A 13,244-nucleotide genomic window follows, 5' to 3' on the forward strand; every position below is an offset into this window, starting at 1 on the left:
ATACCGAACCCGGAAGCTAAGCCCTTCAGCGCCGATGGTACTGCCCTGGAGACGGGGTGGGAGAGTAGGACGCCGCCGGACAACCCTTCACCGAAGGCCCACCCCACACGGGGTGGGCCTTCGGCATACCCAGACCCAGACCCAGACCCAGACCCAAACCCGGGCCGAGACAGAACCCCCTCCCGCAAGACAGAACCCGGCCACGCCAGGTAGAGCCACGGTCACGCGAGGTAGAGCCACGGTCACGCGAGGTAGAGCCCTGGTCGGTCGAGGTTGAGCCGTGGTCGGCCGAGGTAGAGCCCTGGTCGCGTGGGGTAGAGCCGTGGTTCTTGGGCTGGACGCCGTGTGGTCGTCGACGTCAGGCCCACCCGTAGGCCGCCGACCAGCGCACGATCTCCGTGAAGAACCGTGCCCGCGGCTCCGGGGCGGAGAGGGAGAGGTCGTGCATCCCTCCGGGGATGCGGACGATCGTGACGACCTGGCCCAGGTGCGCAGCGCGGCGCGCCAGCGGCTCGACGTCGAGCACGATGTCGGCGGAACGCATGTCCTCGGACCAGCGGGTGCTGAACAGCGACTTCTCGGCGAGGAGCACGAGCACGGGGCAGTCGATGGCGAGCCCGGCTGCGACGCGAGCATGGCCGGAGATGACGGCACGGAGCCAACCGGCGCGGACGGGGAACGACGGGACGGGGCGCCAGGCGTCGTCGATCATCCAGGTGCCGTCGTCGCGGTCGCGCAGCGTCCGGGCGTAGTAGCCGGGGTCGACGTTCGGCAGCGGCGTGCGGGGCTGGAAGCGTGCGAGCTGGCGGATCGCGGGGCCCGAGACGGTCCGGGCGACCGACGATCCCTGGAGCTCGAGCCACGGGCTGTTGAGCACGAGCCCCCGGACGGCGCCCGGGTGCCGGTGCGCCCAGAGCGCCGCGACGAGCCCTCCGGTGGAGTGACCCATGAGCATGATCGCGGCGTGCGCGCCGAGGTCCGCCCGGACGACGTCGAGCGCGGCCGCGATGTCGGCGTCGTACTCGGTGAGGTGGTCGGCGTACCCGGGCGTCTGGTGGGGGCGCAGGCTGCGCCCGTACTTGCGGAGATCCACGGCGTAGAACGCGGCGCCGAGCGCGCGCCACGTCTCGGCGAGCTCGGTCTGGAAGAAGTAGTCGCTCCAGCCGTGGACGTACAGCACGGCGCGCGCCGGTCGGATCGGCTCGTCGGTCGCCGGAGCGTGGCGCACGACGGTCACGACGACCTCGCCCTCGTCGTCGGGTTCGAGCTGGACCGTGCGCTGCTCGTACCCGGCGCCGAGGACGTCCGGGCCCCAGTCCGACGACGTCACGGCGTGAGCACCACCTTGCCGAACTGCTCCCCGGCGGCGAGTCGGGCGAGGCCGTCGCGAGCCCGGGTCAGGGGCAGCACCTGGTCGACGACGGGCCGCACCTCGCTCCGGGCGAGAAACCGGAGCAGCGCCGCGAGGTCGTCGCGCGTGCCCATCGTCACGCCCTGGATGCGGATCTCGTGGAAGAACACGCGGGTCAGCTCGGCCGGTGACGCGTCGCCGCTGGTCGCCCCGGCGACGACGACGGTCCCGCCCGGGCGCACCGAGCGCAGCGAGTGGCGCCAGGTCGCCTGGCCCACGGTCTCGACGACGACGTCCACCGGCGCGGGAAGCCGGGCGCCGGGCTCGAACGTCGCCGCGGCCCCGAGCCGGGCAGCACCGGCGCGCTTGCCCGCCGAACGGGAGGTCACCCACATCTCGAGTCCCGCGGCGGCACCCAGGGCGACGGCCGCCGTCGCGACCCCGCCACCCGCACCCTGGACGAGGACGCGGTCCCCGGGTGCGGCACCGCCGGCGGTGAACAGCATGCGGTACGCGGTGAGCCAGGCCGTCGGTACGCACGCGGCCTCGACGAAGGTCAGCTCCGACGGCTTGGGCACGAGGTTGTGGGTCGGGACGGCGACGCGCTCGGCGAGCGTGCCCGGATAGCGCTCGGACAGGAGCGACCGGCGCTCGGTCGGTCCGACGCCGTGCCCGTCCGCGCCCACCACCGCGTGCACGACGACCTCGCTGCCGTCGGGCGCGACGCCCGCCGCGTCCGTCCCGAGGATCATGGGGAGCCGGTCGGCGGGCAGCCCGACGCCGCGCAGCGACCAGAGGTCGTGGTGGTTGAGCGATGCCGCACGCACGTCCACGGTCGTCCAGTGCTCGCGGGCGTCGGGTTCGGGGCGCTCCTCGACGACGAGCCCGGCCAGGGGGTCGTCGGGGTCGAGGTGGTCGGCGTAGGCGGCGAGCATGCCCCCAACCTACGGTCCGGCCAGCGCCGTAACCACGGGAGGCCGCGTGCCGCGCGTCACCCGCCCGGGAGCGGTCAGAGGAGCGGGAGCATCCGGCCGAGGTCGGGCACCGCCTCGGAGGTGTGCACCGGCTCCAGGGCGTGCGCGAGCTCGTCGACGTCGTAGGGGACGCGGCCGCACGCGACCCGCAGCCAGAGGCGGGCGTCGTGCACCTCGAGCGCCCAGCCGCCGCGCGTGACGACGACGCGCAGCAGCTCGGCCGCGACGGCGTCGAGCGCGGCACGGTCCACGGGGTCGGCCGGGACGCCGGGGAACGTGCGGGCGAGGTCGTCGGCGTGCACGACGAGCTCGAGGACGCGCGAGCGCACCATGTCGAGGAGCGTGATGGGCCCCCGTCGCGCCTGCACGACGCGCTCGTCGGCGAGGTCGTCGAGACGCGCGAAGCCGGCGGCGGCGAAGGCCTCGACGTGCCCGAGGCGGTCGTCGGCGATCTGCTCGTCGAGGGCGCGCGTCGCGTGCTCGATCTCCTCCGCGCGCTCCGGGTACGTGCCGAGGTACTCGGCGAGCGTGAGGGGGACGGTCCCGGCGGGTACCGGCCCGCACAGCGCGAGGGTCTCCATGACGCGGCCGAGATGGGTGACGAGCTCGCCCACGGTCCAGCCGTCGAGCACGCTCGCCCGACCGGCGTCGCGGTCCAGCTCGTCCCCGAGGTCTCGCAGCCACCGGTCGAGCCGGTCCCACTGGGCGCGCAGGTGCTGGGCCGCCTCGGTCACGTCGCTGTCCATCTCCTCATCGTGCCAGGACGGCGCGGGCACGCCCGCCACGGCGCCATCCCGTGGACGGTCCTCAGTCGCGGACGCCGGCCCGTTCCCCGAGGAAGTCGGCGACGATCGGGCCGAGCTGGTCGAACTCGATGAGGAACCCGTCGTGCCCGAAGTCGCTCGTGAGCGTCCGCATCGGCTCGGCTCCGGGGATGCCGGCCGCGATGCGCGCGCAGTCGGCGGGGAGGAAGAGCCGGTCGGTGTCGACCGCGACGACGAGCGCGTGCGCCGTGACCTGGGCGAGCGCCGCCTCGACGCCGCCGCGGTCGCGCCCCAGGTCGTGCGTGAGCATCGACTCCGTGAGCACGACGTACGAGTTGGCGTCGAAGCGCCGCGCGAGCTTGTCGCCGTGGTGGTCGAGGTACGACTGCACCGCGTAGCGCCCGTCGGTGAACGGGTCCTCGCCGCCCTGCGGGAGGCGGCCGAACCGGTCGTCGAGCTCGCGCGCGGACCGGTAGGTGGCGTGCGCGATCTGCCGGGCGATGCCGAGGCCGACGTGCGGGCCCTCGCCGTCCGCGGCGTCGTAGTAGTCGCCGCCGCGGAAGCCGGGGTCGGCACGGATGGCGCCGAGCTGGGGGTGCGCCCACGCGATCTGGTCGCCGGTGGTCTGCGCGGTCGTGGCGATCGCGGCGAGCGAGACGACGTCGATCCCGGCCTCGGGGCCGAGGAGCGCCCACTCGAGGACGCGGTGCCCGCCCATCGACGCGCCGACGACGAACGCCCAGGACGAGATGCCGAGCGACCGCGCGAGCTCGATCTCGACGGCGACCTGGTCGCGGGTCGTGACGCGCGGGAAGCGGCTGCCCCAGGGGAGCCCGTCGGGCGCGGTGGACGCCGGGCCCGTGGTGCCCTGGCACCCGCCGAGCACGTTGGGCGCGACGACGAACCAGCGGTCGGTGTCGATCGGCGCGCCGGGTCCGACGAGCGACTCCCACCAGCCCGCGGTGGCGTGACCCTCGCCCGCGGGGCCGCTGACGTGGGAGTCGCCGGTGAGGGCGTGCAGGACCAGGACGGCGTTCGACCCGTCCGGTGCGAGCGTGCCCCACGTCTCGTACGCGACGCGGACGTCGGGCAGGCGGGCGCCGGACTCGAGGTCGAACGTGCCGACGTCGGCGAAGCGCCGTCGTCCGGCCGGGTCGCCCTCGCGCCACGCTCCCGTCGCCGGGACCGGAGCCTTCACCCGGGCGCGGGACGGCGCGACCCCGTGACCCGCCGCGGCGTCCGCGCGGGGACCGCGCGGACCGTCGGGGGCGGGGGAGAGGAGGTCGTCGTTCACAGGGCTCACCGTCGGCCACTGTACGGCCGGGGCGCGCAGGGCGCCCCGGCTGTCCAGATCCGTCATCGCAGTCCTCGTCGTGGCTCTGCCGCGCGTGCGGGCGTCGTCGCTCAGGCGCCCAGCGACGACTTGGCGGCCGTGAACCCGAGCTCGAGGTCGGCCAGGATGTCGTCGACGTGCTCGATGCCGACGGCGAGGCGGACGAGGCCCGGCGTCACGCCGGACTGCGCCTGCTCCTCGGGCGTGAGCTGGCTGTGCGTCGTCGACGCGGGGTGGATGACGAGCGAGCGCACGTCGCCGATGTTGGCGACGTTGGAGTGGAGCTGCAGCGCCGAGACGAAGGCCTGCCCCGCCTCGCTGCCCCCGTCGAGCTCGAACGCGAGCACCGCGCCGGCGCCGCGCGGCAGGTACTTCTGCGCGTTGGCGTGCCAGGGGCTCGAGACGAGCCCGGCGTAGTGCACGGTGCGGACGTCGTCGCGCGCCTCGAGCCACTCCGCGACCTTCTGCGCGTTCGCGACGTGGCGCTCGACGCGCAGCGACAGCGTCTCGATGCCCTGCGCGATGAGGAACGCGTTGAACGGGGAGATCGCGGAGCCCAGGTCGCGCAGGAGCTGGACCCGGGCCTTGAGCACGTACGCGAGGTTCGCGCCGAGGATGCCGTCCACGCCGAGGTCGCGCGCGTAGACGAGACCGTTGTACGACGGGTCGGGCGTGTTGTAGTTCGGGAACCGCTCGGGGTGCGCCGCGTAGTCGAACGTGCCGCCGTCGACGATCACGCCGCCGATCGCGGAGCCGTGGCCGCCCAGGTACTTCGTCGCGGAGTGCACGACGACGTCCGCCCCGTGCTCGAGCGGGCGCAGCAGGTAGGGCGTGGCGACCGTGTTGTCGACGATCAGCGGGACGCCGACCTCGTGCGCGACCGCCGCGACGGCCTCGATGTCGAGGACGTCGGCCTGCGGGTTCGGGATCGTCTCGCCGAAGAACAGCTTCGTGTTCGGGCGGACGGCGTCGCGCCAGGCCTGCGGGTCGTGCGGGTCGGCGACGAACGTCGTCTCGACCCCGAGCTTGGCGAGTGAGTACTGCAGGAGGTTGTAGGTGCCGCCGTACAGGCTCGGGGAGGCGACGACGTGGTCGCCCGCCTCGGCGACGTTGAGGATCGCGAACGTCGTCGCGGCCTGCCCGGACGCGAGGAGGAGCGCGCCGACGCCGCCCTCGAGCGACGCGATGCGGTTCTCCACGACCTCCTGGGTCGGGTTGCCGATGCGCGTGTAGATGGGGCCGAGGTCCTTGAGCGCGAAGCGGTCGGCGGCCACGGACGCGTCGGGGAAGACGAACGACGTGGTCTGGTAGATCGGGAGCGCGCGGGCCCCGGTCGTCGGGTCGGCGGTCTGGCCGGCGTGGACCTGGCGCGTCTCGAAGGACCAGGCGGGGGCGTTCTCGGTGCTCATGGTGCTCTCCTGCGGGGTGGTGGGGTGGGACGACGGCGCACGGCGCGCCGGACGGGCTGGTGCGGCGCGGGCGAGAGGCGGGAGGCCGGCCGTCGACCGCGGCGAGGGGCGCACACGGGACGGGATCGCCACGGCGAGATCGTCGTCGACGACGTCTCGCGGGCAGGCGAACGTGTGCGGTGGTCAGCGACACATTCGACGGGACATGCTCGTGAGGCTAGGCCGGATCCGCACTGCCCGACAGAGGCGTCTCGCGATGCGAGACCACATCCTGAGAAGCTCGACCGCTCTCCGATGGCGCATCGCGGACGTTCTGGGCAGACTCGTGCGGGTGCTGTCAACGGGACACGCCGAGCGAGCGGTCGAGGAGGTGCGATGGGCGACGTGACGTCGGCGCGCGACGCGCGGCCGGAGATCGCCGACGGGGCGCGGCGACGCCCGTCGGCCGGGCCCCGCCGCCTCGCCTCCGCGACCTCGGCGGGCCTGCTCGTGCTCGGGCTCGCCGTCGGGCTCGCGCCCTCCGCGTCCTCCGACCCGCCGTCCGACGACGACGTCCGCGCCGCGCACGAGGCCGCCGACGGCGCGGCCCGAGACGTCGCGACGGTCGAGGGCGAGCTCGCGTCGCTGCGGGACCGGCAGTCCACCGCCGAGGCAGCGGTCGAGACCGCGGCGGAGGAGTACGCGGCGGCGCAGGACGCGCTCGCCGCGGCCGACGCCGAGGTCCGCGACGCGCAGGAGGCGCTCACGACGGCCCGGGCGGGCGAGACGGATGCCCGCGCAGCCGTGGGTGCGCTCTTCCGCGCGTCCCGGCAGGGCTCCACCGACCTCGACGCGCTGCGCGCCGTCCTGGACGCGGACGGCGTGGACCAGGTCGTCGAACGGGAGAACGCCGAGCGCGTCGCCGGGCGCACCGCGGGTCGGGCGGTCGACGCCCACGCGACCGCGCGCGCCCTCGCCGACACCGCCCGCGCCCGGTCCGACGCGGCGCTCGCGCACCAGAGCGAGGTCGAGGACCGCGCCCGCGACGCGCTCGCCGCCGCCCAGGTCTCGTCCGACGCGCTCGCCGACGCGGTGCAGGAGTCCGCGGCCCGTCGTGAGGCGCTCCTCGCCGAGCTCGCCCGCGCGCGGGCCACGAGCGTCGACGTCGAGCGCCAGCGCCAGGACGCCCTCGACGCCCAGGCCGCGAGCGAGCGCGAGGCCGCCGCCCGGGCCCGTGCGGAGGCCCCGGCGACGGGAACGTCGTCGGCCGCGCCCGCGGCACCGCCGGCGAGCAGCCCCGCCCCGGCGAACCCCGCGCCCGCGCCGGCGAACCCGGCCCCGCCCGCACCCGACCCGGCGCCGAATCCGGCCCCGGCGCCGAACCCGGCCCCCGCGCCGACGCCGGACCCGCCGCCGGTCGTCACGCCGCCCCCGGGGACCGGCGTCGGCAGCGCCGCGCAGGGTCAGGCCGCGGTCGCGTGGGCGCGTACCAAGATCGGCGCCCCGTACGTGTTCGGCGGCACCGGGCCGGGCTACGACTGCTCGGGACTCACGTCGCGCGCCTGGGCCGCGGCGGGCGTCGACATCACGCGCACGTCGCGGTCGCAGTACCAGCGCGTGCAGAAGATCTCCTACGACCAGCTCCGGCCCGGCGACCTGATCTTCTACGCCAACGACACCTCGAACCCGTCGACCATCCGCCACGTCGCCCTGTACACCGGGAACGGCATGATGATCGAGGCCCGCCAGCCCGGCAGCCCCGTGCACGAGGTCGCGATGCGTTGGGCCGACGCGATGCCCTACGCGGGCCGTCCCTGACCGCATCGGCGTCCCGCGGGGCCGCGTCTTGCTCGACGCGGGACCGGTGCTCTACGTTTCCGTCATCCTGACCAGGAGGGGGATCCGTGAGCACTGCTGCGCACGAGCACACCGACCGATCGAGCGCACAGGGAGCACGGGCCCGCATCCGACGACGCGCGCGACTGACGGCCCTCGCCACGGCTGCCCTCGTCGCGGTCGGGATCGTGCCGGGACCGGCGGTGACGACGGCGGCGGCGACCGAGCACACGGAGGTGGTGCCCGTCCCGAAGCTTCCGGGAGGGCGACTCCAGGCGTGGGGCGACCCGCAGCGCCGGACGGCGGGCGAGCTCGACGTCCCGCCGCTCCCCGAGGGGCTGGACTACGTGGACGCGGCCGCCGGGCACGGGTTCGGCCTCGCGCTGCGCAGCGACGGCCAGGCGGTGTCGTTCGGCGCCTACAGGGGTTCGCCCGTCACGGTCCCGGCGCTGCCGGACGGTGTCCGGTACGCGGCGGTGGGAGCGGGGGAGCACGGCATCGCGTACTTCCTGACGACCGCTGGTGACGTCGTCGTGGTCGGCGCGCGGCCGGACGGGGCGGGAGAGGACGCCGTCCCGTCCCTGCCGAGCGGCGTCTGGTACACGGAGGTCGCCGCCGCCTACCGGAAGTTCGCCGCCCTGCGCAGCGACGGGACGATCGCAGCATGGGGAGACGACTCGACGGAGGTCCCGGCGCTGCCGGACGGGCTGCGCTACGTCGACCTCGTGGCGGGCGAGTACCACTTCCTCGCGCTGCGCTCCGACGGGCGCGTCGTCTCCTGGGCGACCCGCTCCTGCGGCGAGGGCGACCTGCCGGTGTCGGCGTCGAGCCCGTACGTGGCTCTCTCGGCAGGGATGGACACGTCCTTCGCGCTCCGTTCCGACGGTTCGCTCGTGCGGCGCGGATGCGGTGCTTCCGTCGTCCAGGACGGCCCGGTGCTCGACCCGGGTGAGCGCGCCGTCGCCGTCACGGCCACGTACCGCCACGGCTTCGTCGTCACGGACCAGGGCAGGCTGGTCTCGTGGGGCGCGCCGCTCTACGGGTACTCCGTCCCCGAGCGTCCGGCGGGCGAGTCGCCCGTGGTCGACGTCGCGGCGCAGGCCTGGGGCCTGGGGGCTGCCGAGAGCCTCGTCCTGACGCTGACCGCTCCCGAGTCCGCGACCGTGCCGGACGCCCCGGTGCGCGACGAGCTGCACCCCGGTGCCGCGGGCGTCGTCGTGTGGGGAGCGCGGCCCGAGGACGAGCTCCCGCCGCCGCTGCCGACCGGGGTCCGCTACACCGGCGTGAGCGTCGGACCGGAGCAGGTCGTCCTGGTCCGCTCCGACGGCGGGGCGGTGGGATACGGCGACGACGCGGCGGGAGGGAGCAGCATCAGGGTGCCGACGGGGAGCCGCGTCGTGGACGTCTCCGCCGGGACGACGCACGCCGCGTTCATCACGGCGCGTCCGGGTGGGCCCCCGGAGACCTACCTCTCCTTCAGCGGGCGCGGAAGCGACCATGTGATGGACGACGACGTCGCGGTCGAGGCGGGGGACGGCGTCTCGCTGCTGCTGTCGAGCGAGGGGGCGACGGACAAGGGGGCCGTGTCCGTCCACGGCCCGTCCACGTCCTCCTGGCTCCCGCTCCCGGAGCAGCCGGTCCAGGTCCCGACGGTCGACGTGTCGCTCGGCACCCGGCACGCGCTCCTGGCGCGAGCCGACGGGACCGTGGCGGGCTGGGGAGACCCGGCGGAGGGCGCGACCGCCGGGCAGCAGCCGCCCGCAGGGCTCAAGTTCGTCCAGGTGGCCGCCGGCGAGGGGTTCTCTCTCGGGCTCCTGTCGGACGGGACGCTGCGGGGGTGGGGGCGTGACACGTTCGGCCAGGCGAGCCCGCCGGCGCCGCCGCGCGGAGAGCGGTTCGTCGCCGTCGACGCCGGGCGCGACCACGCCGTCGCCCTCGTCTCCGACGGCTCCGTGGTCGCCTGGGGCCGTGACGACGCGGGGCAGGCCTCCGTCGAGGGTGTGCCGGCGGGCACGCGATTCTCCGCGGTGTCCGCGGGCGGGGACACGACGGCTGCCATCGTCGGGGAGCAGGCGGCGGTCGAGCTGTCGGCTCCCTCGCACTGGCCGGCGGACGACGCGCTCCCGCTGGCCGCGACCGTGCGGGCGGACGGCGGTCCTGCGGAGGGCGACGTGGCTTTCGTGGTCGACGGCCGGACCGTCGCGGTCGTGCCGCTGCGTGACGGGACCGCCGTCGTGCGGGCCTGGCCGGGGGCGACCGAGGCGCCGGAACGCTCCGTGCAGGCCGTCTATCTCGGGGCGCCGGGTGTCGCGCCGTTCTCGGCGACGGCCGCCGTCGGCGTCGGTGCCCGCTCTGCTCCGCAGCCCTCGGCAACCTCTGCGACCCCGACGGTCGATCGGCTGCAGGGCAAGGACCGCTACGCGACGGCGGTCGCCGCGACGAGCGAGCTCGGCCCGGACATCCCCGTGCTGTACCTCGCGTCGGGCGAGGCGTTCGCCGACGCGCTCTCCGCCGCCCCCGCGGCCGCGTACGAGGGCGGAGCGCTGCTCCTCACGCGTCGTGACGCGATCCCGTCCGTGGTCGAGCAGGAGATCCGGCGGCTCGCGCCGCGGAGGATCGTCGTCGTCGGGGGACCGGGGGCAGTCTCCTACGCGGTCGAGTCGCGTGCGGGGACGCTCGCCCCGGTGGTCTGGCGGTACGCAGGGCAGGACCGGTACCAGACGTCCCGACGAGTCGTCGAGCACGCGTTCGGGACTCAGGTCGGGGGAGTGGTTCTCGCCGACGGAAGGTCGTTCCCCGACGCGCTCGCCGCCGGGGCTGCGTCCGGGGCGTCCGGCGTCCCGGTGCTCCTCGTCCCCGGGAACGCGACGACTCTCGACCCCCGGGTCGTTCAGATGTTCCAGACGCTCGGCGTCCGGGGCGTGACCGTCGTCGGCGGCTCGGGCGCGGTGAGCCCGGCGCTCGAGCACGCTGCCGGACGAGTGCCCGGTGTCGTCGGGACGGAGCGCCTGGGCGGGGCCGACCGGTACGCGACGGCGATGGCGGTCAACGACGTCGTCTTCGGCACGTGGCACGATCAGGGAATCTGGTCGCCAGCGGCCGCCAACCTCGCCGCAGGGTCCGACTTTCCCGACGCGCTCGCGGGAGCCGCTGCGGCGGGCCTCCGGCGCGAGCCGCTCTTCGTCGTCCCGTCGAGGTGCCTGCCGCCCGCAGTCCGGACGGCTCTGCGCGCCACCGAGGTCGCGCACGTGCGCCTCTACGGCGGCACGGGGTCGCTGTCGCCGGCGGTCGAGCGTCTGGAGCAGTGCTGAGGCGAGCGTGCCTTCCCGGGCGCGGCCCGTCCCGCGCCCGGTGACGCACGACGGCGGCCGCTCACCTCCCCGAGGTGAGCGGCCGCCGTCGTGCGTGCTGCCGGGGGCCGGGCGTCAGTGGCCCGGCGTGTGGTACCCGGAGTCGATGGCGCGCTGCAGGGAGCGCTCGATCTCGGCCTCGGCGTCCGCGCGGCCGACCCAGTGGGCGCCCTCGACGGACTTGCCGGGCTCGAGGTCCTTGTAGACCTCGAAGAAGTGCTGGATCTCCAGGCGGTGGAAGTCGGAGACGTCGTCGATGTCCTGGCGCCACGCGGCGCGCTGGTCGCCCGTCGGGACGCAGAGGACCTTGTCGTCGCCGCCGGCCTCGTCGCGCATGCGGAACATGCCGAGCGCGCGGCAGCGGATCAGGCAGCCGGGGAACGTCGGCTCCTCGAGCAGGACGAGCGCGTCCAGCGGGTCGCCGTCCTCGCCGAGCGTCCCCTCGATGAACCCGTAGTCGTCGGGATACCGCGTCGAGGTGAAGAGCATGCGGTCGAGGCGGATGCGACCGGTCGCGTGGTCCACCTCGTACTTGTTGCGCTGCCCCTTGGGGATCTCGATCGTGACGTCGAACTCCACTGCTTCCTCCAGTCGTACCGGCACCGCGACGCTCGGGCGGTGGCTGGGTCTGTGGACGACGGACCACGCCGTCGTGCGGGAACTAGTGTGACACGTGCCGTCCGCGCGAGAGGGTTCCCACGGGCCCCGCGGGCTGGCGGGCTGAGTGATAATGCGCACGTGCCCGCACCCGACGTCCCGGTCCAGGCACCGGTGCCCACCGGTGCCGAGCAGGCGCGCCCGGACGGGACGGGGCGAGAGAGGCGCATGGGCCGGGGAGCGCGCACGGGCGTCGCCGTCGGCGTCGTGCTCGCCCTCGCGGGCGGGTACGTCGTGGCGGACGCGTACGACGTCGTCCCCGGCGTGCTCACGACCGCAGCGCCCTCCCCGGAGCCGAACCCGTTCCCCGAGGCTCCGGGCGCCGTCGCGGCGCCCCCGCTCGGGCCCGGGCTGCCGACGCTCGACGCCGCGGCCCCGGTCCCGGCCGCGGGCAGCGTGCAGGACCTCGTCGACGCGCTCGCGGCGGACACCCGGCTCGGGCCCCGGGTCGGCGTCCTGGTCACCGACGCGGCGACGGGCGACGTGCTCGGCGCGAGCGGCGACACGGTCGGTCACGTCCCGGCGTCGACGCTCAAGACCTTCACCGCGGCGGCCGCCCTCACGTCTCCCGGCGCGCACGCGACCCTCCCGACGCGCGCCGTCCTCGAGGGGCAGGAGACCGTCTACCTCGTGGGGGGCGGCGACATGATGCTCGCCGCCGGCGCGGGCGACCCGACGGCGGTCAACGGCCGGGCCGGCCTCGGCGACCTCGCGGCCCAGGTCGCGGGCGAGCTCCGGCTCACGGGTCGCACGACGATCTCTCTGCGTCTCGACGACACGCTCTTCACGGGCGCCGCGGTCGCGCCGACGGTCGACCCGGCGAGCGTCCGGAACGGCTACGTCGCGCCCGTCGCCGCGCTCGCGGTCGACATCGCGCGGCTCGAGGACGAGGAGTACGCGCCGCGCGCCGAGGACCCGGCGATGTCCGCCGCGGAGGCGTTCGTCGCCGCGCTCGCCGAGCAGGGGGTCACCGTGGCGGGCGACGTCGTGCGCGCCCCGGCGCCCGACGACGGCCGCACGGTCGGTGAGGTGGAGTCCGCGCCGCTGAGCGAGGTCGTCGCGTACCTGCTGCAGCACTCCGACAACACCATCACCGAGGTCGTGGGGCGGATCGTCGCGATCGACGCGGGGCTGCCCGGCTCGGCGGCGGGCGCGACGCAGGCCGTCCGCACGGCCGTCGAGGGGCTCGGGGTCGACCTCACGGGCGCGGCGCTCGCCGACCTCTCGGGCCTCGGCGACGGCTCGATCGTCACGCCCGCGCAGCTCGACGAGGTCGTCGGCCTGCTCGCGGACCCGGCGCACCCGTCGCTGCGGCCCGGCGCGGTCGGGCTGCCGGTCGCGGGACTGTCCGGGACGCTCGGCGAGCGCTACCTCGAGAACGCGGGCCGCGGCGTCGTGCGGGCCAAGACGGGCAGCCTGCCGAACGTCACGTCGCTCGCGGGGACGGTCGTCACGGCCGACGACCGCCTCCTCGTGTTCTCCCTCATGGCCGACGCCGTCCCCGACGGCGGCACGTACGGCGCGCGCCTCATCTTCGACGACTTCGTCGCGTCGCTCGCGGAGTGCGGCTGCACCGCCTGAACGGTGTTGC

General features: G+C 75.3%; 9 protein-coding genes and 1 rRNA gene. 4 read left to right on the top strand and 6 right to left on the bottom strand.

From position 1 onward, the window contains the following. A 5S ribosomal RNA gene (gene rrf / locus NHH00_RS21240) occupies positions 1 to 81 on the top strand; the annotation flags it as partial. 277 nt (positions 82 to 358) lie between these two features. On the opposite strand, the gene NHH00_RS12270 is transcribed toward rrf, so the two are convergent. The 5 genes from NHH00_RS12270 to NHH00_RS12290 form a co-directional block, all read right to left on the bottom strand. Then, positions 359 to 1,330 carry an alpha/beta hydrolase gene (locus NHH00_RS12270; protein ID WP_253052542.1) on the bottom strand — a complete coding sequence of 324 codons (972 nt, stop codon included), beginning with the start codon at positions 1,328 to 1,330 and terminating at the stop codon, positions 359 to 361. Then, on the bottom strand, positions 1,327 to 2,286 hold the full coding sequence (locus NHH00_RS12275) for a zinc-binding dehydrogenase (RefSeq protein WP_253052544.1): 960 nt from the start codon (positions 2,284 to 2,286) through the stop codon (positions 1,327 to 1,329). Before NHH00_RS12275 ends, NHH00_RS12270 begins: the two co-directional genes overlap by 4 nt. A 74-nt stretch (positions 2,287 to 2,360) precedes the next feature. Then, positions 2,361 to 3,071, bottom strand: coding sequence for a maleylpyruvate isomerase N-terminal domain-containing protein (locus tag NHH00_RS12280; protein WP_253052546.1), 711 nt, complete (start codon positions 3,069 to 3,071; stop codon positions 2,361 to 2,363). 61 nt (positions 3,072 to 3,132) lie between these two features. After that, positions 3,133 to 4,392 (bottom strand): homoserine O-acetyltransferase MetX, encoded by a 1,260-nt coding sequence (metX, locus tag NHH00_RS12285; RefSeq protein WP_374614901.1) that lies wholly within the window; start codon positions 4,390 to 4,392, stop codon positions 3,133 to 3,135. 101 nt (positions 4,393 to 4,493) lie between these two features. After that, positions 4,494 to 5,831 carry a bifunctional o-acetylhomoserine/o-acetylserine sulfhydrylase gene (locus tag NHH00_RS12290; protein ID WP_253052548.1) on the bottom strand — a complete coding sequence of 446 codons (1,338 nt, stop codon included), beginning with the start codon at positions 5,829 to 5,831 and terminating at the stop codon, positions 4,494 to 4,496. Between the two features lie 375 nt (positions 5,832 to 6,206). Between NHH00_RS12290 and NHH00_RS12295 the strand changes: the two genes are divergently transcribed. Both NHH00_RS12295 and NHH00_RS12300 read left to right on the top strand, forming a co-directional pair. Continuing rightward, positions 6,207 to 7,628, top strand: a complete 1,422-nt coding sequence (locus NHH00_RS12295) for a C40 family peptidase (protein WP_253052550.1) — start codon at positions 6,207 to 6,209, stop codon at positions 7,626 to 7,628. An 86-nt stretch (positions 7,629 to 7,714) separates the two neighbouring features. Further along, the gene (locus NHH00_RS12300) at positions 7,715 to 10,957 is read left to right on the top strand and encodes a cell wall-binding repeat-containing protein (RefSeq protein ID WP_253052552.1); all 3,243 of its coding nucleotides are present in this window, start codon (positions 7,715 to 7,717) and stop codon (positions 10,955 to 10,957) included. A 114-nt stretch (positions 10,958 to 11,071) separates the two neighbouring features. Here NHH00_RS12300 and NHH00_RS12305 read toward each other — a convergent pair whose 3' ends face one another. Continuing rightward, positions 11,072 to 11,575, bottom strand: a complete 504-nt coding sequence (locus NHH00_RS12305; RefSeq protein ID WP_034655165.1) for an inorganic diphosphatase — start codon at positions 11,573 to 11,575, stop codon at positions 11,072 to 11,074. A 159-nt stretch (positions 11,576 to 11,734) separates the two neighbouring features. Here NHH00_RS12305 and dacB point away from each other — a divergent pair, with 159 nt between their 5' ends. After that, complete coding sequence (gene dacB, locus NHH00_RS12310; RefSeq protein ID WP_308202302.1) at positions 11,735 to 13,234, top strand: D-alanyl-D-alanine carboxypeptidase/D-alanyl-D-alanine endopeptidase; 1,500 nt, start codon at positions 11,735 to 11,737, stop codon at positions 13,232 to 13,234. The last annotated feature ends 10 nt before the right edge of the window (positions 13,235 to 13,244 follow it).

Origin of the sequence: Cellulosimicrobium cellulans (assembly GCF_024124905.1) — a bacterium.
Classification (GTDB): domain Bacteria; phylum Actinomycetota; class Actinomycetes; order Actinomycetales; family Cellulomonadaceae; genus Cellulosimicrobium; species Cellulosimicrobium cellulans_G.